Raw genomic sequence first — 24,408 nt, 5'->3', positions numbered from 1 at the left:
TCCGGACATTTGAGCATTTGCCGGGATTTTCCCCTGCGGCAGCTATGCGCAAATCGGACAGCCCGGTTAATCCCGGGACGGGTGCGTGACGCTGGTCAGCGCTGCGCCGCGCAGACCTGCGCCGCGGCGGTCGGAGCATTCGCGCCCTGCAGGCTGGCGGCCCAGGCCATCTCGAGGTCGCGTGAGAGGTCAGGCCATTGCGAGCCCGACCAGAAGCCGCAGTCCCGCACCCCGAACTTGAGCTCGAAGACGCCGAACCCGGTGAGGTTGTTGCCCACGAAGTTGACACTGAAGTCGCGGTTGGTCTGCTGCAACTCGGGAACCAGCTGCATGAGCTCAGGCCACTCGGCGGTCTCGCGGAACGTCTTCGCCGCGTCGGCGGACTTGACGCCCTCCATGGTGTCGTCGAAAGCGGTGACGTTCACCTGCGTGCTGCCCGCCGAGGAATCGTCCACTCTCACATGCACGCTCGCGAGCTGGTCCGACTCGTCGAACACGGCTCTCGTCTCCCGAACGAAGGCGATCTGATCAGCGGTGGGCAGCGCCGACTGGACGAACTGGCCCGTCGTGAACGGGGCGAGGCCCATGAGGTCCCACTCCCCCGTCGCGGCACCGGGATCGTCGAGCGAGCGGGCAGCGTCGAGCAGCTGCGCGGTGCGCGCGTCGTCGTCGCGCTCGTCGCTCGAGAGCTCCACGACGACAAGACGACCGCGAGCCGCCGAGGTGAGCGCGGGCGCGCCCGAGGCCGTCGGGGTCACTTCCGGCGCGGAGACCACCGGCGAGTTCGTGAGAGGCGCCTCGTCCTGAGCGAACTCACCCTGCTGCGAGGCCCGGTCTGCGGAAGGGTCACCCGCGGTGTTGTCGGTGGCCTCGAACATCCCGGCCGTCACGGGCGCTGAGTAGGTGCGGGTCGAGATCGACTCGAACCCCACCGCGACGAGCTGGCGCCAGTAGGCGAGCTGCGCGTGGAGCGCTTCCGGGGTCGGCAGGTCGAAGTACGAGTAGGCCGAGCCCGCGAGGCGGAGCTCGACTGCGCCCGGATACTGACCCTGCCCGAGCTGGACGGTCGGGAACGTCGACGCGAAGTCACCGATGTCGGCGAGCTCGTCGTCCGTCACGTCGTCGGTCAGCGTGACGACGAGGTCGATCTTCACCGCTCCGTCGACGGGCGGCCGGTCAAGGCTCGACGCCTCGACGCCTGGAAGTGATCGCAGGGTCTGATTGAAGGAGTCGAGGGCCGACTGGACGGCCGGGAAGGGCCCGGACGCGCATCCGGCGAGCATCGTCATCATGACGGCCGCGATAAGGGCAGGCAGGAGAGAGCGCGGCATCGTCAGCACCCTCCTCCGCGTCCTCGATCCAGCACGATGCCGATCAGGTTACGCCGCGCTCCCCGGAGCTATCTGGGTGCTCCCTCAGAGCACCCGCTCGACCCACGTTGACCAGTGACCTCCAGACGAGCGCCAGGATGAGGATGCTGACCCCGAACGCGACCCAGATCGTCGCGACGATGCCGAACCCCTGGCCGATGAGCCCGCCCACGAACGTCCCGATCGCCATCCCGCCGATCATGCCGAGGAAGTAGACGCTCGACACCCGGCCGCGCATCCGGCTCGGCACGGCACGGCCCCGGATCGTGCTCGCGAGCGTTGCCCAGATGACCGTGTACATGCCGAAGACGAACATCGTCGCGCCAGCGACGATGACGTTTGCTGTCGCCGCGAGCACAAGATGGAGCACGGTCTCGAGCGCGAGGCAGGCGCGCATGAGGCTCGTGTAGGAGAACCGACGCTCGAGGCGGGCATAGAACGCCGTGCCCACCAGCCCACCTAGCGCCGAGACGGCGAGCAGGAGGCCGTATCCGGCGTCGTCGAGCCCCAGGCGCTGCTTCGCGTAGAGCACGAGCACTCCGTACGTCATTCCGTAGGTGATGTTGAAGGCGAAGAGGATGATCGCGAGCGTGCGCACCGGCGGGTTCTGCCACAGCCAGGCGAAGCCCTTGGCGATGTCGCGGCGCACGCGTGCGACCGAGCGCACCGTCTCGATCGGCCCCGTCGTCGCCGTCGAGACCGGTGGCGACGTGATGCGCGAGACCAGGACCACGGCGAAGAGCAGTGCCACGACCGTCACGCCGTACGGGATCGCGTGCGCCGCGGCGAACAGCGCCCCGCCGATCGCGGGTCCGGCCAGCTGGTTCATGACGGTCTGGCTCGCGATGAGTCGCGAGTTCCCGATGCCGAGTTCCTTCGAGGGCACGAGGTCCGGCACGATCGAGGTCCACGCGTTGTCGGTGAACACCTCGGCCGAGCCGACGAGGAACAGGGCGACGTAGAGGACCGGCAGATTGATGGTGTCGGTCAGCACGAGCGCGCCGATGATCGCCAGCATCAGGACTCTGCTCAGAGCCCCCGCGACGATGATCGCGACGCGAGGAAGACGGTCGGCGACGACACCGGCGAAGAGTCCGAACACGAGCCACGGGAGCTGCTGGACGACGAGCGCGAGCGAGACGAGCAGCGGGTCACGGGTGAGGCTCGCGACAAGCAGCGGCCCCGCCGCGATGAGGATGCCGTCGGCGAGGTTCGAGAACAGCGAGGAAGACAGCAGGAACCGGAACGGCGTGCCGAGCGGCTTGGGCGACGCCCAGTTGAGCAGGAATGACATGGGTCGGGTCCAGACGACGAGAACTGACCCCCTCGTCAGCGAGGAGGTCAGGATGGAGAGGAAGAAGGGGTGCTAGCTGTTCGCGTCGAGCTGCGGAAGGCCGAGGCGGGCGCGTTCTTCGCGCTCGATCTTGTCGGCCATGGCACGCTCGCGGCGATCGCCGGAGAGGATCGACGTCAGGATCCAGAAGAACGCGGCCCCGATGATCACCGTCGGGATGATCGACCAGAGTGCGTTGAGGAAGAAGTCCATGATGGAAAGAGTCTACGCGATCCCCTCTCCGCCCCGGCGAGTCTGGGATCGACCGCCCTTCTGTCGGTGGGCCCACCTAGGCTGAGGGCATGGTCGATCGCTCGAACGTCGAATGCTGGCTCACTGACATGGATGGCGTGCTCGTGCACGAGCAGGCGGCGCTGCCCGGCGCCGTGGAGCTGCTCGCGCAGTGGCAGCGCGACGACACCCCGTACCTGGTGCTCACGAACAACTCCATCTTCACGGCGCGAGACCTCGCAGCCCGACTGCGCGCTGGTGGCATCAACGTGCCGGAGGATCGACTCTGGACCTCGGCGCTCGCGACGGCGGACTTCCTGAAGCAGCAGCTGCCCGGTGGCTCGGCGTTCGTGATCGGCGAGGCAGGCCTCCTCACCGCCCTGCACGAGGCCGGCTACATTATGACCGAGACCGACCCGGATTTCGTGGTCGTCGGCGAGACGCGCAACTACTCGTTCGATGCCATCACGAAGGCGATCCGCCTCATCGGCAACGGCGCGCGCTTCATCGTCACGAACCCGGACGCGACCGGTCCGAGCGCGGACGGCCCGCTGCCAGCGACGGGTGCGATCGCGGCGCTCATCACGAAGGCCACGGGCCGCGAGCCCTACGTGGTCGGCAAGCCGAACCCGATGATGTTCCGCTCGGCGCTCAACAAGATCGGTGCCCACTCGCACAACACGGCCATGATCGGCGACCGAATGGACACCGACATCGTCGCGGGCATGGAGGCCGGCCTGCACACCGTGCTCGTGCTGACGGGCATCAGCGATCAGCGCGAGATCGAGCGGTACCCGTTCCGCCCGGACGAGATCATCTCGGGCGTTCACGAGCTGGTTCGCAGCGAGCCCTCCTGACCTTCGACAACCCAGATACCTAGGCCAACTAGCGATTTCTGGAAGCTCGCGTACCATTGACGCAGTGACTTCCAGCTCCCCTGCACCAGATTCCCCTGGCCTGACGGATGCAACCGTCCCTGACAAACGCGTCCCGCCTGCCATCAAGCGGTGGGTGTTCTGGCCCGCCGCGATCATCGTCCTGGCCTTCGCGGGGTTCTCGATCGTCGCCCCCAGCGCCGCAGACACCGTCTTCAGCGCGGTGCAATCGTGGATCGTCCGGAACTTCAGCTGGTACTACGTACTCATCGCCGCGTTCTTCGTGGCGTTCAGCCTCTGGATGGGCTTCGGCAAGTACGGCGACATCAAGCTCGGCAAGGACGACGACAAGCCGGAGTTCTCGAACCTGAGCTGGCTCTCCCTGCTCTTCGCGGCGGGGATGGGCATCGGCCTCGTCTTCTACGGAGTGAGTGAGCCGCTCAGCCACTTCATCGATCCCAAGCCCGGCGTGACCGGCACAGAGAATCAGCTGGCTCAGCAGGCGCTGTCCCAGACCTACCTGCACTGGGGCGTGCACGCCTGGTCGATCTACATCGTTCTCGGCCTCGCACTCGCGTATGCCATCCACCGCCGCGGCCGACCGGTCAGCGTGCGCTGGGCCCTCGAACCGCTTCTCGGCCGCCGTGTGCGTGGCGGCTGGGGCAACCTCATCGACGTCGTCGCCCTGGTCGGCACGATCTTCGGCGTGGCGACCTCCCTGGGACTGGGCGTCCTGCAGATCGGATCCGGTCTCGACGCCGCCGGCATCCTCGAGCCGTCGACCACCGCGTCGATCGCGATCATCGTCGTCATCACCGCGTTCGTCCTGTTCTCGGTCCTCTCGGGTGTCGGCAAGGGCATGAAATGGCTCTCGAACACGAACCTGATCCTCGCGGCCGGGCTGCTCCTGTTCATCTTGATCGTCGGCCCCAGCCAGTTCCTGCTCCGCGACTTCGTGCAGTCGATCGGAAACTACCTGCAGAACTTCGTCAGCCTCACGTTCTCGACCAGTGCGTTCTCCGGTGAGGCCGGAATCGACTGGCAGTCGTCCTGGAGCACCTTCTACTGGGGCTGGTGGATGTCGTGGGCGCCCTTCGTTGGCGTCTTCATCGCCCGCATCTCGCGTGGCCGCACTGTCCGCGAGTTCGTGACAGGTGTCATGCTCGTACCAACGCTCGTGACGTTCCTCTGGTTCGCGGTGCTGGGTGGCACGGCGCTGTGGATGCAGCTGAACGGCGTGACGGACTTCGTGCAGTCAGATGGCTCGGTGGATGTCGAGGGTGCCCTGTTCCAGATGCTTGCGCAGCTCCCGGGTGGCGCCGTGCTCACCATCGGCGCGATCATCCTCATCGCGATCTTCTTCATCACGTCTGCAGATTCCGGTGCCCTCGTCATGGGCATGCTCGCGTCCGGCGGGCAGGCTGAGCCGAAGAACTGGGTGCGGGCCTTCTTCGCCGTCATCACCTCGGTGCTGGCGACAGCACTGCTACTGGCCGGCGGGCTCAACGCCCTGCAGACAGCGGCGATCAGCATCGCGCTGCCGTTCTCGGTGGTGCTCCTGCTCACCTGCTGGGCGACGGCCGTCGCGTTCGGACGCGAGAAGCGCGCGTATGAGCGGGCGCGTCGCGCCGCATTCGTCGACCACATCGGTGATTTCTACGGTCTCGAAGTGGAAGAGCCCGTGGAGCGTGAGCCGAAGCGCCCGAAGTTCCCATGGCTGCGTCGGGCACCGGTCATGAGCGTGCCGGTCGCCGGACCTCAGACGAACCAGATGCCTATCGTGGGTTCGTCCGGGTCCGCATCCGCGTCTGACAAGGGCGCGGCCACGCAGACCGAGCGCTGATCCGAACACCACAGCAAGGGGGCGGGGTGGATGCACGTGCATCCACCCCGCCCCCTTGCTGTGCCTCAAGCACCGTCTCGGTGGAGGTTACGAGCTCGGGTTCGGGTTGGCCGGGGTGGGCGCTTCACGGTTCGTGTTGATGATCTCAGCGACTTCACGCTCCAGGCGCATAGGTGTTCCGGAGACCGTGACGTAGCGCCAGGTGAAGTTGGTCGCGCCCCGCGTCGACGAGTTCGCGGTGACACCGTTCTGGCGGAAGTACATACCGATGGGAATGGCGGTGGTGGAGCCGGCCGCGACGATGTCCGCGCCGGTGTAGGTGCTCCGCCACAGGTTGAAGGTCGTGCCGTCGCGCACGACGGTTCGGTTGGCGGAGACCGGGACGGTCCACTGCGTGCTCGAGCCGTCGAGTCTGACGAACGGGAGGACCGGCCAGTTCAGCGAGGTCCCGAACTCGATGGAGATGTTCGAGAGCACGTCACCTGGCGAGGTGTTGATGACGTTGAAGGACTTGGGATCGACGGACCTCGGGTCTGCGTCGAACTGGTAGAAGCCGGCGACGCTCGCTGGCATGCTGCCCGACCATCGCCTGTTCGGATAGAACCCGGCACCGAACGTCGACGAGATGGAGAGGACTCGGCGCCCGAGCGGCAACGTCGCGGCAGCGCAGGTCTGGCCTGGCACCCCGGTGACGCGCGCCGTCAGGGTTGCCCCATTGGTCACCGCGGTGGAGCTTGCTGCGACCTGCACGGTGATGGAACCCCCGACGAGGTCCACGACGCGGGTAGCTCCGAATCCGGGGAAGCTGTAGCCGGCGCCCGTGAGCGTCAGCGTCACCTGCGCGGTTGAATCGCCACCGGTCTTCGTGATCGTCAACGGGGAGGTGTACGAACCGCCGCTCGCGGCCGTCGTGACGACGACGAACCGTCGCTGCCCTCCGACGAGAGTGGTCGGCGAGAAGGTGAAGGTGCCGACACAACCCTGGCTTGCCGCGTGCGCAGGGCTCGCGAACGTCGCAGCGATGACCGGAGTGCTCCAGGCGATGCCCTTGAGCAGGTGGCGTCGATCCAAGCCAGTGGTTCGGGTGGATGAACTGGAGGGGGTTTCGGGCATGTGGCTTCCTTGCCGGCCATGGTCGACCGGTCATGTCGAGAGCTTCCCCACCAACAGGTCGGTGGGCAGCTCCGAAGGTAACCGGATACCGATGGCCACTTACGGAAAATCGACCCCTCTGTGTCGTGATTAGTCCACGGAATTAGTCCTCGAAAAAATTGTGAACGCCGTTCACATCTGACAGTCTCGAGCTTCACCCAACCAAGTGGTCGGCGCCCTGTCGTGCGGCGTCTCGCTCGCCCAGCCAGCGCATCCATCTCGCTTTCGAAGTCTTCGACCTGGGGCCACAGCGCGCCGACGCATGCACGCGCATCCACTCGGACAAGACCTTTCCAGGAGCCCACATGACGCACGTTGCATCCGACCCCAAGAGCCGCCTCTCGCGCCGGACGGTCATCGCGACCGCAGCCTGGACCACACCCGTGCTCGCCGCGGTCGCCAGCGCACCGCTCGCCGCAGCCTCCAACGAACCGCTCATCGTCGGACTCACCGGGTTCGGCGCCACCCGATGCGGCACCGTCGACGCCGGGCAGGTCCGCTTCGAGGCCACCGTCGGGGACAAGCCGGCCCCGGCCACGGGGACCGTCGCCATCCAGCTCCCCATGGGGCTGGAGTTCACGACCGGAGGACGCACCGCGACCGTCGCGATCGGCGCCAGCGGAGTCGCCCAGGTCCCCGCCTTCCGAGCTACCGGCACCGCGGGCGCCTACACGATCACGGCCACCTACCAGGGCGTCGTCGCCTACGCCTACGGGTCGATCACCGCGTCCCCCGGCCAGGTCGTGCAGATCACGCGCGACGTGGGCACCTCAAGCAGCAATGCACCCCAGATCAACTGGTCGACCGTTCCCGGTCTCACGACCGCCACGGTCGGCTCGATCTCCGGCGACCAGGCCGGCAGCAGCGCAGGGTCGAACGCCGCAGTGCTGGTCGCTGGCGGCCTCGTCCGCTACTGGGGCCGCAACGTCGGCTCACCGCAGACCGCACCGGGCACGCTGCAGTACGGCGGCGCGAACGTCGCGAACATGACGTTCGTCGACGCATGGACCTCGCTGCAGGACGGCAACAACTCCACAGGCGGCGTCGCGACCGGCGCCACCGGCGCTGAGGTCTACCAGTGGTACCGCACCGGAACCGGCACAGGCGCCCCCGTCGTCGCCAAGGTCGCCGGCATCACCGGCACCGTCATCGCCGCGGAGTCGAATGACGGCTTCAGCTACGTGCTCACCTCGGCCGGCCTGTACTACTGGAGCAACGCGACAAGCGGCACGACCGCCAACGCCACCCTCATCTCGGGCACCGCGGGCGCGACGGCGATCAGCACGTTCGGGGTGCGCGAGAGCAGCTTCGTGCATGGCGGCGCGGTTCTCTTCGCGAACGGCACGATCCGACAGTGGACCAACGGACACACCCTCACGACCGTGGCCGGCGCGCCCACCGGCATCGCCCAGGTCGAGGCGAACTCGGGCGCCATCATCGTGCGCACAGCGAACGGTGACCTCTGGACAAGCGGGGCCGCGTTCGGCTTCTCGTCGGGCGGCACCGCGTGGACACGACGCGCACGAAACGTCGCGGCCTTCGCCTCGTGGGCGATCCGCAACTACGTCGGCGGCCTCTACATCACGTCGACCGGAACGATGATGCAGTTCCACGCGTCCACGCAGATCCCCGGGGTCAGCGTCAACTACGCGTTCAAGGCGGAGGCGAAGACCGGCGACGCAGCGGGCAAGGCCATCACGAAGGTCTTCGCGTCCGACGGCACCTACCTCGCGCTCGCCTCCGACGGCAGCGTCTACGCGTGGGGCGGCAACCTCGACAACGGCACACGCGGCAACCCGAAGCTGGTCCCGAGCGACAACGTCATCGACCTCAACGTGTGGGGCTACCACCCCACCGCCGGCAGCTACTACGGCGGCGGCTACGTCATCGAAGGCACGGTCTGCTAGGCAGCTGAACTAAATCGAAGCGAGATGGACCAGGGGCCGGACGCACACGCGTCCGGCCCATGCCTGTCAAGTCCCAGCGCGGGATGCGCGCGAACCATCATGCTGAGAGGGATGCAAAGAATCGTCCGCGCCCTCCTCCCCGCCGTCACCCCATCTCGGCTCCTGCACGTCGCCAAGACGGCAGCCGCCGCGACGCTCGCCTGGTACGCCGGTCACCTCGTCCCCGGAGAGGCCAATGCGTACGCCTACTACGCACCGCTCGGCGCGCTCGTCGCAAGCGTGCCCACGGTCGCCGGATCAGTGCGGTCGAGCGTGCAGGTCGTGGTGGGGGTGCTCCTCGGTGTCCTCGCATCCGGCGCGCTCGTCACCCTGGGCACCCCCGTGGCGCTCGCCGTTCCCGTCGCCGTCGGCGCCGGAACGCTGCTGGCCGGCATCCCCGCCTTCGGTGCGGGACGCGACTACATCCCGATCGCGGCTCTGTTCGTGTTCGTCGTCGGCGGCGCGAACCCGGACGGATTCTCCATCGGCTATGTCGTGCAGATGGCCGTAGGAGCCGCCATCGGCGTCGGCCTGAACCTGCTGATACCACCGACGACCGGGACGAAGCAGGCACTCACGGCCCTCGGCACGGTCAAGACCGCGGCTGCTGACGCCATCAAACGTGCCACCGAGCTCCCCGGTGAGGAGCTTCCCCAGGACGCACTCGATGACTGGCGCGCCTCACTCCGTCGCCTCGACACTCAGCTCACCGACGCGAAGTCCCTCGTGGGCGAAGTGCAGGACAACCTGCGAGGCAACGCGCGGCGCCTCCGGTCGAAGTTCGACAGCAACTCGGCCCAAGGCCAGCTCGACAGCCTCAGCCGCATCATCCGACACATCGCCGAACTCCAGGAGCCGTTCCTCGAGAAGTCCTGGAGCGAGGCTGAAGCGGAGTCGAGTCGAGCACTCGCCGCGGCGGGCGAGCAAATCGCGCAGCTCATCCGCGCGTGGGAGGACCCCGACGACGACCTCTCTCCGCGACTCAGCGCCGCATCCACCGCCCTCGAAGACCTGCAGCAGCTCGAGTTCGAGCACCACACCGGGTGGGACCCGCCCGCGCAACGCCGATCAGTCACGATCTACGCGCTGCGAAAGATCGTCGCTGAAGTCGAGTACCGCGTCGACGGGGAGAAGCACGCGAGTTCTGAGAGCTGACGCGATTCGATCTGCACTCCGAGGCTCACCCCTCGCAACGTCGTGGACCTCACCGAGCTCCGCCGTGGGCCTCACCGAGCTCCGCCCAGGGCGGTGTTGTGGTCGTCAAACCCGCGATTTAGCGACCACAACACCGCCTTGGGTTTCGCCGTCTGCGAGCAAGGCGGAGTTCTGGTTGTTATCCCCGCGGCGGAGGGCCGGCTTCAGGATGATCGGGCGAGCATCGCTACCCGCAGCCGCGCGAAGAGCCTGCTCGGGTCTCTGATGTCGCGTCTGGTCACCTGGATCACGATCCAACCGAGACGCTCGAGCTCACGACGCCGCTCGATGTCCTCCATCGCTTTGGCCACGGTGAAGTGGTGCTCGCCATCGTACTCAAGCGCGATCTTCAGCGGCGGGTAGGACAGGTCGATGCGCGCTACGAAGCGCCCACGATCGTAGACGCGGTGCTGCACGATCGGCTCGGCGAAGCCCGCCTCGGAGAGCACGAACCTGAGCCGCGATTCGCCGGGAGATTCACTGCCGGGTCGCACCAGCTGCAGCGCTGCACGAAGGCGAGCGACGCCCACACGCCCCGTCCAGGCCGCAGTCACCGCCCGCAGCTCGTCAAGCGTCGCGAGCGCACCCTGGTGCCGGCGCCCAGGATAGTTGTCTGCTCGCGTGAGCAGCGCATCCGCCTGCACGAGCACCTCACGGAGCGCGAGAACCGCTGCCGACTGCGCCCAGGCCACGCACGGGGACAGCGCTCGGACACCGTCGACCTCGCGCACGCTGTAGAGGTGGCCTGCCAGCTTGAACCCCGTGACCGCGACCCCCGAGGGGACATGCCGTGGACTGCGGACCGCCACAAAGGTGTGCATGCGAGATCCAATGGAGAGCGGAAGCGGGATGCCCCAGACCCGGCAGGCGGAGACGCTTGCGAGGGCGACGTCCTCTGGGGCCGAGGCTGCGTAGGCGAGGTCTGCTCCCAACGGCGAGGTGATTCGCTCGGGCACACGGATGCCGCGGTGCGGCCCCACGGATGTCGAAGATCTGATGTGACCCCGGCTGAGCCCTGCAACTCGAGCGTCCGCGTATCGGAACGCACGGCCATCGAACACGGCCGGCAGGGACTTCTTGGGGCGCATGCTCGCAAGGTTGCTGGATGCGGCCGAACTGAGGCGAAGCGGCGCAGCGGCTGTGGACAGCCACCGCCTCACAACTTCCAAGTCTGCAGAGTCGGACTCGAGCGCGCGCTTCCGACGCCTAGGGCGGTGTTGCGGTCGTCAAATCTCGAGAATGACGACCACAACACCGCCCTCGGTGCTGCGGCGCGGCGCGCTACTTCACGAGCGGGAAGAGCACCGTCTCGCGGATGCCGAGGCCGGTGATCGCCATGAGGAGGCGGTCGATGCCCATGCCCATGCCGCCGGACGGGGGCATGGCGTGCTCGAGGGCCGTGAGGAACTCCTCGTCGACGCGCATCGCCTCCACGTCGCCCTTCGCGCCGAGGGCGGCCTGCTCGACGAAGCGGGCGCGCTGCTCGACAGGGTCGATGAGCTCGGAATAGCCCGTGGCCAGCTCGAAACCGCGCACGTACAGGTCCCACTTCTCGACCACGCCAGGGATGGAGCGGTGGGATGCGGTGAGCGGCGACGTCTCGACAGGGAAGTCCATGACGAAGGTCGGGCGCGTGAGGTGGTCCTTCACGAAGTGCTCCCACAGCTCTTCGACGAGCTTGCCGTGCGTGGGGTGGCTGACCTCGACTTCCACCTTCTCGGCGAGGGCGAGGAGCTCGGAGAGCGGCGTGGATGGCGTGATCTCGACGCCGGCGGCTTCGGAGAGCGACGGGTACATGGACACGCGGTCCCAGTCGCCGCCCAGGTCGAACTCGGTGCCGTCCGTCCACGTGACGACGTGCGATCCGGAGACGGCGAGGGCGGCGTTCTGCACGAGCTCCTGCGTGAGGTCGGCGATGGAGTTGTAGTCGCCGTACGCCTGGTAGGCCTCGAGCATCGCGAACTCGGGACTGTGCGTCGAGTCGGCACCCTCGTTGCGGAAGTTGCGGTTGATCTCGAAGACGCGGTCGAGGCCGCCGACGACGGCGCGCTTCAGGTACAGCTCGGGCGCGATGCGGAGGAACAGCTCCGTGTCGAAGGCGTTCGAGTGCGTCACGAACGGGCGGGCCGCGGCACCACCGTGCATGGTCTGCAGCATGGGCGTCTCGACCTCGAGGAACTCGTGGTTCGCGAACGTCTGGCGCAGCGACGCGTTGGTCTTCGCGCGCGCGACGACAAGATCCCGGGCAACTGGGCGCTGGATGAGGTCGAGGTAGCGCTGGCGGACGCGCGTCTCCTCGCTGAGCTCACTGTGCAGGTTGGGGAGCGGGCGCACGGCCTTCGACGCCATCTTCCACTCGTCGGCCATGATGCTCAGCTCACCGCGTCGCGAGGAGATGATCTCACCGGCCGCGAAGATGTGGTCGCCGAGGTCGACGTATTCTTTCCACAGGTCCAGCTGCTCCTGGCCGACGACCGCGAGCGACAGCATGATCTGGATGCGCGAGCCGTCGCCCGACTGGATGCTCGCGAAGCACAGCTTCCCCGTGTTGCGGAGGTGCACGATGCGTCCCGCGACTGCGGCTCGCTGGCCCGTCGAGGCACCGTCTTCGAGCTCGGCGTGGGCGGCACGCACCTCGGCGATGGTGTGCGTGATGGGGAGCGTCAGCGGGTAGGGGGCGATGCCTGATTCGAGCATCCGCGCGCGCTTGTCGAGACGCACCTGCTTCTGCTCGGAGGCTTCCGCCTCGGAGAGTGCGTCTTGGGTGGGCGCGTCGGCCATTCGGGCTCCTTGCGGTTCGTGCGTCTGGGTGTGGATGCGTGTCCCGGGCGCGACGAACAGCGCTCGGAAACGCACTCCCCCAGTTTGGTGCACTTCGAGCCGTCGCGCGAACCGGCGGGCCTCGGCGTGGTTACGAAGCGCGCGCCCTGGCCCAGTCGACGACGCCTTCGAGGTAGGCGACGATGGTCTCGGCGGCGGGCACGAGCTCGCGTCCGGAGCGCTGGTAGGTCTCGTCGGAGCGGCGGAACGGGTCGACGACGTCGTAGTCGCTGGCGTTCTCGAGTGGGGCGACGACGCCGCGCAGCGGTGCGGCCGCGCCGACTGCGGCGGCGAGGGCTGCGGCGACGATGTCCTGGTCGGAGGCGCCGGCGGCGGCCCCGTCGCTGGCGTTGTCGAGCGCTTCGCGGCGCGAGCGGCGTGAGCCTGAACTGGCGCCTGGCGCCTCGTAGGTCTCCTCAAGGTCCTCGGCGGTGACCTGGCTGGCGATGTGGGCGAACTCGCGCAGGGTGAAGGTGCGTCGCACGACGGAGGGGGCAAGCTCGACGATGCGCTGCCGGTGGTCGCGGGAGAGCGCGAGGACGAGGCCTGCGCCGCGGGCGATGTCTTCCGTGAGCTGCCTGGAGATGTGCGCTTCCGCATCCGTCACCCCGTACTGGGCCGCGAGGGCGAGGGCCTGTTGCGGCATGCCGCTGCCCACGAGGGCCCCGGTGCCGGCGCTTTCGACGGTGACGCCCGGGAGGTCCTTGAGGCCGTCGCGAAGCAGCTGCTCTGCGAGCGGTGAACGGCAGATGTTGCCGGTGCAGACCGTCAGGATGCGAAAGCTCATGTGTGTGTTCCCCTTGGGTCGGCGGATCTCTAGCCTAGCGACGCGCTGGATGCGCGTCGGACGTGCGGATGTGATGCGCGGGTCGTGCCTGTCTAGCGGTACTCGCCAACGTACGCGCTCATGTTGTCGATGAGGCGGGTCGTGCCGACTCTGGCCGCGACGAGGACGAGCGCTTTGCCCGTGTAGGCCTCGTTGACGAGCGCGAAGGTCTCCGGGTCGACGATGGACACGTAGTCCATCTTGACGAGCTTCTCGTCCATGAGGGCGCCTTGGGCTTGGGAGATCATCTCTCGGATCCCTCGGTCGCCGTTGGATGCGGCGGCGGTGAGGGCTCGGACGAGGCTGAGCGCGGCGGCACGTTCTTCGGTGGAGAGGTAGCGGTTGCGACTGGACAGGGCGAGGCCGTCGTCTTCGCGAATGATGGGCGCGCCGACGACGTCGATGTCGAGGTTGAGGTCGCGCACGAGGCGGCGCACGAGGAACAGCTGCTGCGCGTCCTTCTCTCCGAAGACGGCGACGTTCGGGCGGACGATGTTGAAGAGCTTGGTGACCACGGTGAGGACGCCGTCGAAGTGCGCGAGGCGGTGCGCTGCTTCCAGGAGGCCGGCTGCGTATCCGCCGACGACGCGCGTCTGCTTGACGCCTTCTGGGTACATGTCGTCGACGGCCGGCGCGAAGACGTAGTCGACGCCGGCTTCGTCGAGCTTGGCGAGGTCGTCGTCAAAGGTGCGCGGGTAGCGTTCGAAGTCTTCGCCCGGGGCGAACTGCATGGGGTTCACGAAGACGGAGACGACGGTCTTGGTGGCGCTGCGCTTGGCGACGTCGACGAGCGAGAGGTGCCCGTCGTGGAGGGCACCCATCGTGGGGACGAGTGCGATGGTGTCGCTTTTCGCGATCTCCCGGAGCACTTCCTTGGCTTCGGCGATCGTGGTCAGAACGTGTGGCAAGTGCCCTCCTTGGAACCGGCGGTTGCCGCTACGAGCGCGGGTCCGCCTCAGGAAGCGTACCGTCGAGCGGGTCGAGGGGAAGCGGATTGGCGTCGGTGAGGGCGTTGTCTGCAGCTGAGCGGACAAGGCTGGACAGCATGAAGCCCGGGTTCTCGACGCCGATTCCGGTGAGCAGCTCGGTGGCCTGCTTCACGATGGAGCGGGTGAACTCTGTGGCGGTGTGGAGCGCTTCCGCGTAGGTGGGGCGGTCCTGTTCTTGGATGATGACCGGTTCGGCGCCGAGTTCGACGACGAGGGCCTGCGCGATGGGAAGCACTGGGCGGGGGGCGGTGACAGCGCACCAGGCTTCCTTGAGGCGGTGCAGGTCGAGGCTCGTGCCGGTGATCTCGATGGCGGGGTGCACGGCGAGGGGAATGACGCCTCGGTCGAGGGCGGTGCCGAGAACGGCGGTGCCGCGGCCGGCGACGGTGTGCAGGACGAGTTGCCCTGCCACCCAGGCGCGTGCTTCGGACAGCTCGAGGACGCGCGTTTCGAGGTCGGCCTCTTCGTAGGCGAGGATGACGAGCTCGCTGCGCTCGATGGCCTGACGTTGCGTGAGCTTGGGGGCACCGGGCAGCATTGCGGATGCGCGTTCAGTGGCCTCCTCGGATTCCGTGGCGACTCCGACGAGCGCGTGTCCTGCGGCGGCGAGCGCGGTCGCGACGATGAGCCCGGTGGGCGAGTCGCCGACGAGACCGATGCCGAGGCGCCCTTCTCGGCCGGTCACGCGCTGTCCTCCGAGGGCTGCCCGCGGTGCGATTCTGGGCTCGGCGGCACGACTCCGTTCTGGCGCTGCTCGCGCAGCTGGCGACGGGTGAGCGGCTGCGGCGCCTCGTCGCCTGCAGGTTCTGACGGCGCGGAGTCCACTGGTTTCGGCACCTCCTCGACCGGAGGTCCTGACGGCGCGGGGCTAGCTGACTCCGGTGCGGTGGACGGGGCGGGCCCGGGCGGTGGGCTCTGGATGCGCGGTGCGCTCGGGATGCGCGGCGCTGTACCGGCCGGCGCTGGCCCTATCGTCGCTGGAGTCTGAATCGGTGTCGGTGTCGTGTCGATGGCAGACTCTGGACCGGCCGGCGTCGTGGCGACGGGCTCCCCGGAGACCGGCGCCCCGGCGCCGTTCGCCGGTGCGCCCGAAACGGGACCGATCTGCGAAGGCGCGGGCACGGGCGCGGGCGGCACGGGCGCGGGCGGCGCGGGCGCGGGCGCGGGCGCGGGCGCGGGCGGCGACGGGGATGCGGTGGAGCCGAATCGCGCGGGCTGCACGGGGGATCCTCCGGGCGCGGACCCCACGGAGCCGAACTGGGCGGGGATACGGGACAGGTCCGGGGCCGGTGCAGCGTTCTGCGCGGCCTGGGGCTGCGCGACGGGTGGCGTCGTCGTCTCCTGCAGGCCGCTCTGGGCGAGCGCGTGCTGGTACTCGCGTTCTGCTTGCAGCACAGCGGTGGTCTGGCTGTCGACGGGGATACCGCGCGCTGCCGCGTCGGCGACGCGCATGCGTGCGGTTGCGATGGCGCTGAGCGTGGCGGCTTCGCGCCACCGGTGGGAGGTGTCGAGGTTCGCGGCGCGGATGGCGACGGCGGACACGTCGTCGAAGAGTCGGACTCCGATGTTGCCGTCGACCATGCCGATGCGCGTTGTCACTCCGAGGCCGAGCACGGTGTGGGCGTGAAGGTTGACGACGTTGGCGAAGTAGCCGATGGGCCCGCGGTCGAGGCCGATGGACTGCATCCGCTCTGCGGGGACGATCGTGAGCTTGCGCGACCATGCGCCGAAGCGCAGGTAGAGCGCGCGGTTGTCGAGGCGGAACCCGTGCCGCTTCCAGGAGAACGGGCGCATCCATGCGGCTCGTTTCGGCGCGGTGACGAAGTAGTCGTCGTTGCCCTTGCTGTACATGCCCAACTCGATGAGTCGGCGCACTTCGTCGTCGACGAGCATTGGGAGCAGCAGCGCGAGGACACGTTCGGTCTCGGCGCGGGTGCCGACGGGGAGGACGAGGTTGCGGGTGAGCGCCGCCTGGTTCTGGGATCCGTCTGAGGAGACCTGTTCGGTGCCGGCGCGGGTGATGCGCACCATCCACCAGTCGAAGGGTCGCCAGAAGAGCGGCTGCGAGACCTGCACGGCGTGGATGCGGCCGGGCGGGACCGTGTCGTTGCTGGTGGTGAGGAGCCCGCGGCCGACGCGGACGCCGTCCGGGCTGGCGGCGATGCTGTAGTTCAGGGACGGCAGGATCTGGCCGACGGTGACGGCGAAGAAGACGGCGCCGAGGGGCAGGATCGAGAAGAGGAGCCACCAGAACCCGAAGGTGAAAGTGACGATGAGGCCGGCGATGAGGGCCACGAGGATGACGATGAGCCACGGGTTGACGAGGTTGGCCACGACGAGCCGCCATGGTGGGAGTCGCACGACGGACTGCGGTGCGGCCTCGCCTGGGGCGAGTTCAGGGCTCGTGAGCTCTTCGACTCGTTGGGCGAAGAATTCGGATGCTCGTGTACGCAGCTGCTCTGCGGTCGGCGGCTTCTGCTGCTGCGACGCTGAGTCGCGCGAGCCGCCAGCGGGACCATATCCGGGTGCCGACGGGCTGCCGTCGGCTGACCCCGGTGCGCCTGGCTGCCCGGCGTGGGCGTACCCCTGCGCCTGGGCTTGGCGCTCGTTGCGCTTCGCTCCGGACGCGCGCTGAAGGATTCCGGCGCGGATGCCGTCGGCGTCGCGTGTGCGCACGTAGACGAGCTGGATGTTGGCGTTCTCACCGGCGACGCCGATCTCGATCTTCGAGGCGCCGACGATGCGGGCGACGAGGGGGCGCTGGATGTTGATGTCCTGCACGCGGTCGAGTCGCGCCTGGCGGCTCTTGCGGAACAGCACGCCTGTCTGCAGTTCGATAGTGGTGTCGCTGACGCGGAACTGCGAGAAGCGCCACGACAGGTAGCTGAAGAAACCCAGGATGAGGATGACGGCCAGGATGCCGAGCGCGACCCACAACAGCCAGCCCTCGTTGCGGAGCACCATGTTGGTCGGGTCGTACTCTGCGCCGCTGTACTCGTCGAGCTGCGGGAAGAGGAAGCTCGTGATCGTCTGCCACGACTGGTTGATGAGGAAGGCACCGATGGCGATGACGAACACGCCGACGCGGAGGAGCGGCGTCAGTGGGTGGAGTCTGTGCCATTCGCCGTCGATGAGGTCGGAGCCCTGCCCGAGCGCCGGTCCGGGCGGCGGACCCCCTGCCATGGCACCGTGCGGTGCACCGCCCATGGGCGGGGGTGGCCCGGGCTGCTGCCAGTTGCCTGGTGGGGTGGGCACGGTCATCAGAGGCCAGCTCGGCGGGTCTCGGCGAGTGCGACGAGGTCGTCTCTGAGCTTCTCCGCGTCCTGCCATCCGAGGCCGGGGATCGTCACGTTCGTGACTGCGGCCGCAGTGACGACTTTGAGCGACGACAGCCCGAAGATACGGGTGAGCGGGCCGCGCTGGATGTCGACGAGCTGCAGGCGACCGTATGGGATGGCGACCATGCGGCTCCAGAAGAGGCCGCGGCGGAACACGAGGTCGTCTTGGCGCAGCTGGTAGCCGATGGCGCGCACGCGGCGCCATTCGAAGGGGATGGAGATGAGGATCACGAGGAGGCCGGCACCGGGGAACACGGCGACCCATTTCGGCACGTCGGGGATGACGAGGATCGCGATGATGCCGGCGAGCGCGATCAGGGCCCAGAAGAAGGCTCCGATGAGCTCTGACCAGATGTACTTGGGCGACACCCGGCGCCACTGCACGGTGGTGTGGTCGAGCGCGGTCATGCTGTCCCCTCGTTGCGACGTGTCGTCATGCATCTACCGTACCGAGTGCCGCCGACATCGCGGGTGGGCGTGCCCTGACCCCGCGAGAACTGCCGCGCGATTCAGCAGGTGGGCGCGACGAGGGCCTTGACGAACGCCGCTGACTGGTAGGCGTACATCCACGCCCAGTTGGAGTCTTCGATGCCCGCCCCGTCATCGATGGCGAGCACTCCCCCGCCGAGGCAGTCGGTGAAGATCATGCGGGCGCGTGAGATGTGGGTGACGTTGGTCACGATCATCACGCTCTCCCATCCCTCGGCCGCTGCGAGCCGCTCGACCATGAGGGCTTCTCCGGCGGTGGTGAAGGGTTCGGGGATGAGGCAGCGGGTGACGAGTCCAGCCTGGTTGGGCGCCGCGTCCGGTGCGCAGGCGTCGATGTTGATGGCTGCGTCGATGCCGTAGTCGTCGACGGCGATGACGATGGTGTCGCTGTAGCCCTCGGCCGCGAGCTGCTGGGCGGCGTGGATGCGCGCGTCGCGTGGCGGGCCGAGCACGACGATCGCGTCGACCTCGCTCGGTTCGTCCGTGGAGGGGAAGACGAAGAGGGGAAGACCGGCGAGTGCGACGGCCACAGCGAGCGCGACGGCCAGTCCGATGGCTGCGCGCGCGCGGTTGTTCCGTGCGCGTCGTCTGGGTTTCACTCGGTTGAGCGTACGCGAGTCGAGCGCGAGTCGCGGGGCGCGGAGGAACGGAGAAACGGAGGAAACCTGGCGCTGGGGCACGAAACACCGCAGCCCCCGCCGCAGTCGTGGACTGGGACGGGGGCTGCATCACGCGTGCGCCTGCTACTCGGGTGCCGTGACGTGCGTTCCCGTGAAGGTGTAGCTGTCGTTGACCGTCGTGCCGTTCGGGAAGGTCACGGTGAAGTCGTACGTGTGCGTGTAGGGCACGGCGACGGTGGTTCCGTGGGGCGGTGGGTTGACCGCCACCCCGAGCATGCTGGGCCCGATGAGCGAGTTCGCTGGAGTGATCACGTTCGGCGTCGCGTCTCCGAGCGGCTCGCGCATCTCGATGGGCGCCGATGGGAGCGACGTCGGCGTGAATGTGTAGGTGAAGGGTCCGCCGGCCGGCTCGCTCTCGGTGAGCGACCAGTCTGAGCTCATCTCCTGCACATCCACGGCGAAGGGGAAGTCGTAGGTCGCGACGAAGTTCGTGACCGTTGCGGTGAGGCCCGGAACGTTGGCGCTGAAGGTCGCCCACGGGATGACGTACGTGTTGACGACCTGCACGAGGAGTCCGAACTCCTGGCTGTTGTCGGAACCCTGGTAGGAGCCGTAGGCGATGGTCGCCCCGGATCCGGAGTGCGCCTGGTATTGAATCTGCGAGGTCGCGCCCGCTGGTGTGGCAACCGCGAGCGCGATCACCGGCGCGGCCCAGGCCGCTGCCCCGATGACCTTGCGGCGGTCGACCGTGTTCTGCGTGTTCTGGACGTCGTCAAGTGACATTCTGTTTCCCCCTTTGATGCCGACCAGGTTCGGTCGGCGCCGTCGGGGCGCTGAGCTGCGCGCGGAAGACACGTGTCTCCCTCGCGTTGCGGCTGCTCTCACCGGGTCGACTTTCCCCCCCAACGAACCGGTTGGCATACGGCACGTCAGCTCGTTACCCCGGGGGCAACTGTAACCGAAGAGGTGCGGTCCAGCGCAGGGCAGAACTCCCCCACTGTGCCGGGTCGCGCACGGGAGGGATCTGAATCAGCATTCTGCCTTGTGTGCCGATGGCGACGGAAATGCGATCAAACGCCCCCGGTGACGCGCTCGCGGTGGAAGCTGTCCACCTCGTCGCCGGTCGGCAGGTGGGCGATGAAGTCGTAGTGCTTGACGCTGGAGACCTGGAAGGGCCGCGTTCCGCCGACCGACCAGGTTCCGTCTCGGGCGATCCCGTGGAACTGTGGCGCAGCTACGGAGTTCGTCTCGTCGGCCGCCCACGGCTGCCCGGTACTGAGGGCCTGTTCCATGTCGATGCGGCCAGCGGGCAGCGCGAGCGGGCTGAGCGTGTAGGTGTAGTAGCCGTCAACTGGCTCGGACTCGATCATGCTCCAGTCCTGGTCGATGACGTCCCAGTCGACGGCGAATGGGAGTTCGTAGGTGACGGTGTAGCTCGTGAGCGTCGCCTGGAGCCCGTCGACGCTCGCCCCGAAGTAGACGACTGGGTTGTCCGGTTCTCCCTGCAGGGCGAAGGTCGGGACTCCGTCGACGGTTCCCTGCTGGTCGATGTCTTCCGTCGTCAGGACGATGTGCGAGCCGCTGAAGGGGCGGTATTCGACCGTTGAGCTCGCCTGTGCTGGTGCGGCGACTGCGACGGCGATGATGGGTGTGGTCCAGGCGGCGGCGCCGATCAGGTCACGTCGGTTGAGACCGGTCGGGCGCGATGTGGTCGCTTGGGGATCGAGCATGTGTTTCCTACCTCCAGGGGACGTGGGCGAACGCCGGGGGGCTTTCGCTGTGGAACTCGGTGTCGTGCACCGGTGGTCTACTGACAGCGCAAAGCTAGACGCGTTTGACCCGGTCCAGAACTCCGCATGGACTACTGCCATGGACTATTCACTGGTCGATTTCGAGGCATACTTCTCGGCGTCATCGAATCCCGTCAGGGCGCTTGAAAACGCACGGAGATGCGCCTGTCCGGGAACGCGAATCGGAGGCCCAGCCACGGCGCGGTCGGCAATACGATTGGCGCATGAACTCCGCGCGGGTGACGTCCGCTCACCGCCTGCTCGACGCCGTGGACCGACGGCTCCCGACGGTCCTTGTGTCGCATCCGCTGCTCTGGAACTGGGCTTGGTTCGTGGTGTTCGGCACCCTGACCGTGGTGGGCTGGGTTGCTGATTGGTCGACGGTGGTGTGGGTGGCGGTCCTCATGGTGGGTTCGTTGCCGGCGCTCTCGGCGACCGTCGCGCTGCTCCTGCACACGCCCCGCAGCCACCTTGACGCGCATGACTCCGTGTTCGGGCATTTCTTCGTCCGGTTCGTGACGCTCATCGTCGGGTTCGTGGCCTGGACCGTGTCCGTGGTGATGAGCGCCAGCCTGTCGACGCTGTTGCAGCTCATCGCTGAGAACCGCGAGGACGAGATCACGTACTCGGGCATCCAGCTGTTCGCGGGCCTCATGTTCCCGGTCGTCTTGGCTATCTGGCTCGTCTTCCTGCTGCGATGCGCGTGGTTCCTCTCGAAGCTGCGCGGTTGGCGCGAGCATCCGTCACAGCAGCGATCGAGGGTTCCGGATGCGCTCCTCGCGCAGCAGCCGAGGCTGCGTGCCGTCGTGGTCGGGTTGGCGCACCCCGGGGCGCTGATCGCGACGGCGGGGTTGTCGACAGCCGCGGTGCTCACTGAGGAGGCGCTGCGGTTATCGCTGGAGATGTTCTTCTGAGGACGGGGCCGGCGGCTGCTCGCCTGTGAGTGTTGCGAAGAGTCACGGACTGCATCGCCGTCACTGGTGATCGCCACCGCTTTACTGACCCCGGTGAGTCGGTGCCGCGCCAGCACGGCTGGCCGCAACCCGCCGCTCAGCGCTGTTCCGATGCCGACGCCGAGCAGCGGCGGGGCGCGGCGAGACCGGTCGTTGCTAGCACCTCAGACTCGGGTGGTGCCGCAGGCATCGGGGCGGCGGATGCGGCTCCGCTTGCATCCTCCGAGGCGGGCTCGTTCAGGACAACGGCTGCGGTGGCCGAGCCTGGCGTCGATTGACCCTGAACTCACCGCCCGCGGTGAACGGGAAGAGCTGTGCGAGATCGTCGCCCGAGGGAGTTCTGTTGCGCCATTGCCCGGTGAGGGGGGTCCCTCGACGTTGTTGCCGGCGTCTGATCGGCCACCGGCGGCACTGCCCGTAGGACTGGACATTTGAGGCCGAGTGTCCGCAGTCGGCGAAGCGATGTGCGTTCGGGTGGGTGGCCGTGTGGCCGACGTTCTCGACGTCGACTCAGGTCGTGAACGAGGACGCCCCGACGTGGACATGTCGGTCAGCGCGACCTGGATCCTCTCGGCGACGAGGACGGTCGTCATGATGGAGGGATCGCACAGTTTGCTGCTGCGAGACGCCGATTGCAAGATGGGCCAACAGGCGCGATTGAGCACCGGATACCTACACCCACCGGGGCACTCACTGGCCAGCTCGTGACACGTCGTGCGAGCCGTTCGCCGCGACCGCCGTGAGGCAGGATCTCCTGAACCGAAACGTCGACGCGTCGGGACCCGCGGCGATGCCCGCGTGGCAGCTGAGATCTGAAGAGACCGTTAGGCCCGCGACCAGCCCTGAGGCGATTGTCACGATCGCGGTACTTGCCTGTATGGCCGGGCCGAAGCAGGTCAATGCGGCAGCCGAGGCAGTGACCGTAACGATGTTCTTCATACACATGGACTCCCCCGGTGCTGTGCCTCAGCACCATAAGAGAACGCGACGCTTGGGACCAGCACGCACTGGGTTCCAGGTCACGCCTCGAGCTCCAGGTTGCTGTTGCTCAGGCACACAGGTGCAAGGATCTGACGCTGGCCATCCCGGCAGTCCTGCATGGCAGGGATAAGTTGCGGGAGTAAGGGATGCTGACCACCCAGAATCATGCGCGCCAGGCCACGAGCACACACTCATATTCGAGATTTGGTCCATCTTTCGCCTCGGATTCGAGTTGGGACCCAGCGTCAACGCTATTGAACTCCACCCGTCCTCGGTATCGGCCACACGATCGAGAAGACCTCGCCGACGACATCGTCGTCGCGCACGGTGCGCAGGCAGGATGCGTCCACTCCCCCGCCGCGGCAGGCGGCGAGTGAGTCGGATGAGTTGGTGCGGTTGTCGCCGAGCACGACGATCTGCCCCTCTGGCACCGTGAACTCGTCGAAGCAGCGCAGCGACGCTGGCGATGTGGAGCAGTCGAGGGTGCCCGGCACGAACTCGAAGTCGAGGTCGACGTAGGAGCTCTCGTCGAGCGCGACTCCGTCGACGACGATGCCGCCGGTTGCGGGGTCGGCCGCCATGGTCTGCCCGCCGGTCGCGATCACGCGCTTCACGAGGATGTGCGAGAACCCCTGTCCGATGCCGAGGACCTCACCCACGACTCGCGCGGCCAAGCGCAGAGGGTCACTCGGCGGCTCGGGCGGAGCCTCATCCCAGGTGTCCGACGCCGCGAACACAACGATGTCACCCGTGACGGGCTCGGCATCGCCGAGGTACGCGAGACGGTTCACGAGGATACGGTCGCCGACGGCGAGCGTGTCGTCCATCGACGCTGACGGGATCGCGTAGACCTTCACGAAGAACGCCTGGACGAGGGCAAGCACGACGAACGCGGCGACGAGGTGGAAGAGCGGATGCGACGTGATCCGCCGCAGTCGCGAACGACGCGGACGAGGTGCTGTCGAGGTCGCAGCCCCCTGGCTCTCGCTCACTTGTCGTCCGTGTTGCCGACGACGACGGGCTGTACGCGCTCCACGAGGTTCGCGTCGATGAGGCCGTCCAAAGCGACCTGCACCATCTCGCGCGCATCCAACGACGGCCGCACTCTTCGCTTCCTAGGCGAGAGATGTTCCTTCGGCCGGCTCGGGTCGAGGGCGACGGACAGCGGCTTCCGATACGGAGGCACGTTGCCGTCGAAGTCGTTGGCCAGCGTCTCGTCGGTCACGTACCCGTACTCGCGCCCGAGCATCTTCGCGAGCGTCGTCTTGCCGCGGCCGGACGGACCCACGAACGCGATGGCCCGACCATCGTCGAGCGCGACACCCGTCCCGTGGATCATCACGAGACGGCCACCGTTTTCCTCGATCGCGTCCAACGTCACCGTCGTCGAGACCTGCGACGCCAGGTCGGCAGCGGAACCGCCGACCACATCGCCCACCTCGGGCTCGTCGAGCTGCGTGAGCGCAAGACGATGCGTCTCGTCCGGCTCGCCCTCCCCGGGCTGACCGGTCACTTGGGCCCACGACTCACGCAGAGCAGCCTCGAACTCCGTAGAGATGCTGTCGTCGAGGCAGAGTTCGACGTCTACGCCAAGGGGATGCAGGCGCAGTGTTCTCGTCATGCTCGCAACTGTACCAAGCAGACCGGCCCCAGAACGG

General features: G+C 67.6%; 21 protein-coding genes. 5 read left to right on the top strand and 16 right to left on the bottom strand.

Translation table 11 applies throughout. The features are described 5' to 3' along the window. Positions 1 to 95: 95 nt before the first annotated feature. The 3 genes from C5B97_RS04845 to C5B97_RS04835 all read right to left on the bottom strand — a co-directional run bounded on the left by C5B97_RS04845 (position 96) and on the right by C5B97_RS04835 (position 2,916). The gene (locus C5B97_RS04845; RefSeq protein ID WP_104311016.1) at positions 96 to 1,331 is read right to left on the bottom strand and encodes a hypothetical protein; all 1,236 of its coding nucleotides are present in this window, start codon (positions 1,329 to 1,331) and stop codon (positions 96 to 98) included. 43 nt (positions 1,332 to 1,374) lie between these two features. Continuing rightward, positions 1,375 to 2,664: an MFS transporter gene (locus C5B97_RS04840; protein ID WP_104311015.1), complete on the bottom strand. Its 1,290-nt coding sequence runs from the start codon at positions 2,662 to 2,664 to the stop codon at positions 1,375 to 1,377. Between the two features lie 72 nt (positions 2,665 to 2,736). Then, positions 2,737 to 2,916: a hypothetical protein gene (locus tag C5B97_RS04835; protein ID WP_104251852.1), complete on the bottom strand. Its 180-nt coding sequence runs from the start codon at positions 2,914 to 2,916 to the stop codon at positions 2,737 to 2,739. Between the two features lie 89 nt (positions 2,917 to 3,005). On the opposite strand from C5B97_RS04835, the gene C5B97_RS04830 reads away from it, so the two are divergent. After that, positions 3,006 to 3,791: an HAD-IIA family hydrolase gene (locus C5B97_RS04830; RefSeq protein ID WP_104251851.1), complete on the top strand. Its 786-nt coding sequence runs from the start codon at positions 3,006 to 3,008 to the stop codon at positions 3,789 to 3,791. Between the two features lie 154 nt (positions 3,792 to 3,945). After that, on the top strand, positions 3,946 to 5,652 hold the full coding sequence (locus C5B97_RS04825; RefSeq protein ID WP_104311014.1) for a BCCT family transporter: 1,707 nt from the start codon (positions 3,946 to 3,948) through the stop codon (positions 5,650 to 5,652). A gap of 87 nt (positions 5,653 to 5,739) precedes the next feature. Here the strand turns inward: C5B97_RS04825 and C5B97_RS04820 are convergent, their stop codons facing one another. Continuing rightward, positions 5,740 to 6,765 (bottom strand): hypothetical protein, encoded by a 1,026-nt coding sequence (locus C5B97_RS04820; protein ID WP_146080723.1) that lies wholly within the window; start codon positions 6,763 to 6,765, stop codon positions 5,740 to 5,742. A 344-nt stretch (positions 6,766 to 7,109) separates the two neighbouring features. On the opposite strand from C5B97_RS04820, the gene C5B97_RS04815 reads away from it, so the two are divergent. Further along, positions 7,110 to 8,711 (top strand): hypothetical protein, encoded by a 1,602-nt coding sequence (locus C5B97_RS04815; RefSeq protein ID WP_104311012.1) that lies wholly within the window; start codon positions 7,110 to 7,112, stop codon positions 8,709 to 8,711. A gap of 111 nt (positions 8,712 to 8,822) precedes the next feature. Continuing rightward, positions 8,823 to 9,905 carry a hypothetical protein gene (locus tag C5B97_RS04810; protein ID WP_104311011.1) on the top strand — a complete coding sequence of 361 codons (1,083 nt, stop codon included), beginning with the start codon at positions 8,823 to 8,825 and terminating at the stop codon, positions 9,903 to 9,905. Between the two features lie 203 nt (positions 9,906 to 10,108). Here the strand turns inward: C5B97_RS04810 and C5B97_RS04805 are convergent, their stop codons facing one another. The 10 genes from C5B97_RS04805 to C5B97_RS04760 form a co-directional block, all read right to left on the bottom strand. After that, positions 10,109 to 10,765: a hypothetical protein gene (locus C5B97_RS04805; RefSeq protein ID WP_146080722.1), complete on the bottom strand. Its 657-nt coding sequence runs from the start codon at positions 10,763 to 10,765 to the stop codon at positions 10,109 to 10,111. Positions 10,766 to 11,225: 460 nt separating this feature from the next. Continuing rightward, on the bottom strand, positions 11,226 to 12,725 hold the full coding sequence (gene lysS / locus C5B97_RS04800; protein ID WP_104311009.1) for a lysine--tRNA ligase: 1,500 nt from the start codon (positions 12,723 to 12,725) through the stop codon (positions 11,226 to 11,228). A gap of 130 nt (positions 12,726 to 12,855) precedes the next feature. Further along, positions 12,856 to 13,551: a low molecular weight phosphatase family protein gene (locus C5B97_RS04795; RefSeq protein ID WP_104311008.1), complete on the bottom strand. Its 696-nt coding sequence runs from the start codon at positions 13,549 to 13,551 to the stop codon at positions 12,856 to 12,858. 92 nt (positions 13,552 to 13,643) lie between these two features. Further along, a complete protein-coding gene (panC, locus tag C5B97_RS04790) occupies positions 13,644 to 14,498 on the bottom strand; it encodes a pantoate--beta-alanine ligase (RefSeq protein WP_104311007.1) in 855 nt (284 codons plus the stop codon). Positions 14,499 to 14,526: 28 nt separating this feature from the next. Further along, on the bottom strand, positions 14,527 to 15,264 hold the full coding sequence (locus tag C5B97_RS04785) for a Rossmann-like and DUF2520 domain-containing protein (RefSeq protein ID WP_104311006.1): 738 nt from the start codon (positions 15,262 to 15,264) through the stop codon (positions 14,527 to 14,529). After that, entirely contained in the window at positions 15,261 to 17,840 is a 2,580-nt protein-coding gene (locus C5B97_RS04780; protein WP_146080721.1) for a PH domain-containing protein, read from the bottom strand. The genes C5B97_RS04785 and C5B97_RS04780 overlap by 4 nt, the downstream gene beginning before the upstream one ends. Next, positions 17,840 to 18,325 carry a PH domain-containing protein gene (locus C5B97_RS04775; protein WP_104311004.1) on the bottom strand — a complete coding sequence of 162 codons (486 nt, stop codon included), beginning with the start codon at positions 18,323 to 18,325 and terminating at the stop codon, positions 17,840 to 17,842. The genes C5B97_RS04780 and C5B97_RS04775 overlap by 1 nt, the downstream gene beginning before the upstream one ends. A gap of 101 nt (positions 18,326 to 18,426) precedes the next feature. Then, positions 18,427 to 19,005 carry a YdcF family protein gene (locus tag C5B97_RS04770; RefSeq protein WP_181026904.1) on the bottom strand — a complete coding sequence of 193 codons (579 nt, stop codon included), beginning with the start codon at positions 19,003 to 19,005 and terminating at the stop codon, positions 18,427 to 18,429. Between the two features lie 144 nt (positions 19,006 to 19,149). Then, positions 19,150 to 19,809: a hypothetical protein gene (locus tag C5B97_RS04765; RefSeq protein ID WP_104311002.1), complete on the bottom strand. Its 660-nt coding sequence runs from the start codon at positions 19,807 to 19,809 to the stop codon at positions 19,150 to 19,152. A 287-nt stretch (positions 19,810 to 20,096) separates the two neighbouring features. Further along, positions 20,097 to 20,756, bottom strand: a complete 660-nt coding sequence (locus C5B97_RS04760; RefSeq protein WP_104311001.1) for a hypothetical protein — start codon at positions 20,754 to 20,756, stop codon at positions 20,097 to 20,099. 284 nt (positions 20,757 to 21,040) lie between these two features. Between C5B97_RS04760 and C5B97_RS04755 the strand changes: the two genes are divergently transcribed. Next, on the top strand, positions 21,041 to 21,730 hold the full coding sequence (locus C5B97_RS04755; protein WP_104311000.1) for a hypothetical protein: 690 nt from the start codon (positions 21,041 to 21,043) through the stop codon (positions 21,728 to 21,730). 1,271 nt (positions 21,731 to 23,001) lie between these two features. On the opposite strand, the gene lepB is transcribed toward C5B97_RS04755, so the two are convergent. Continuing rightward, on the bottom strand, positions 23,002 to 23,742 hold the full coding sequence (gene lepB / locus C5B97_RS04750) for a signal peptidase I (protein ID WP_104310999.1): 741 nt from the start codon (positions 23,740 to 23,742) through the stop codon (positions 23,002 to 23,004). After that, positions 23,739 to 24,371 (bottom strand): ATP-binding cassette domain-containing protein, encoded by a 633-nt coding sequence (locus C5B97_RS04745; RefSeq protein ID WP_146080720.1) that lies wholly within the window; start codon positions 24,369 to 24,371, stop codon positions 23,739 to 23,741. Before C5B97_RS04745 ends, lepB begins: the two co-directional genes overlap by 4 nt. Positions 24,372 to 24,408: the final 37 nt, after the last annotated feature.

Source organism: Pseudoclavibacter sp. RFBB5 (assembly GCF_002931555.1).
Classification (GTDB): Bacteria; Actinomycetota; Actinomycetes; order Actinomycetales; family Microbacteriaceae; genus Pseudoclavibacter.
This window is presented reverse-complemented; position numbering and strand designations above follow the sequence as displayed.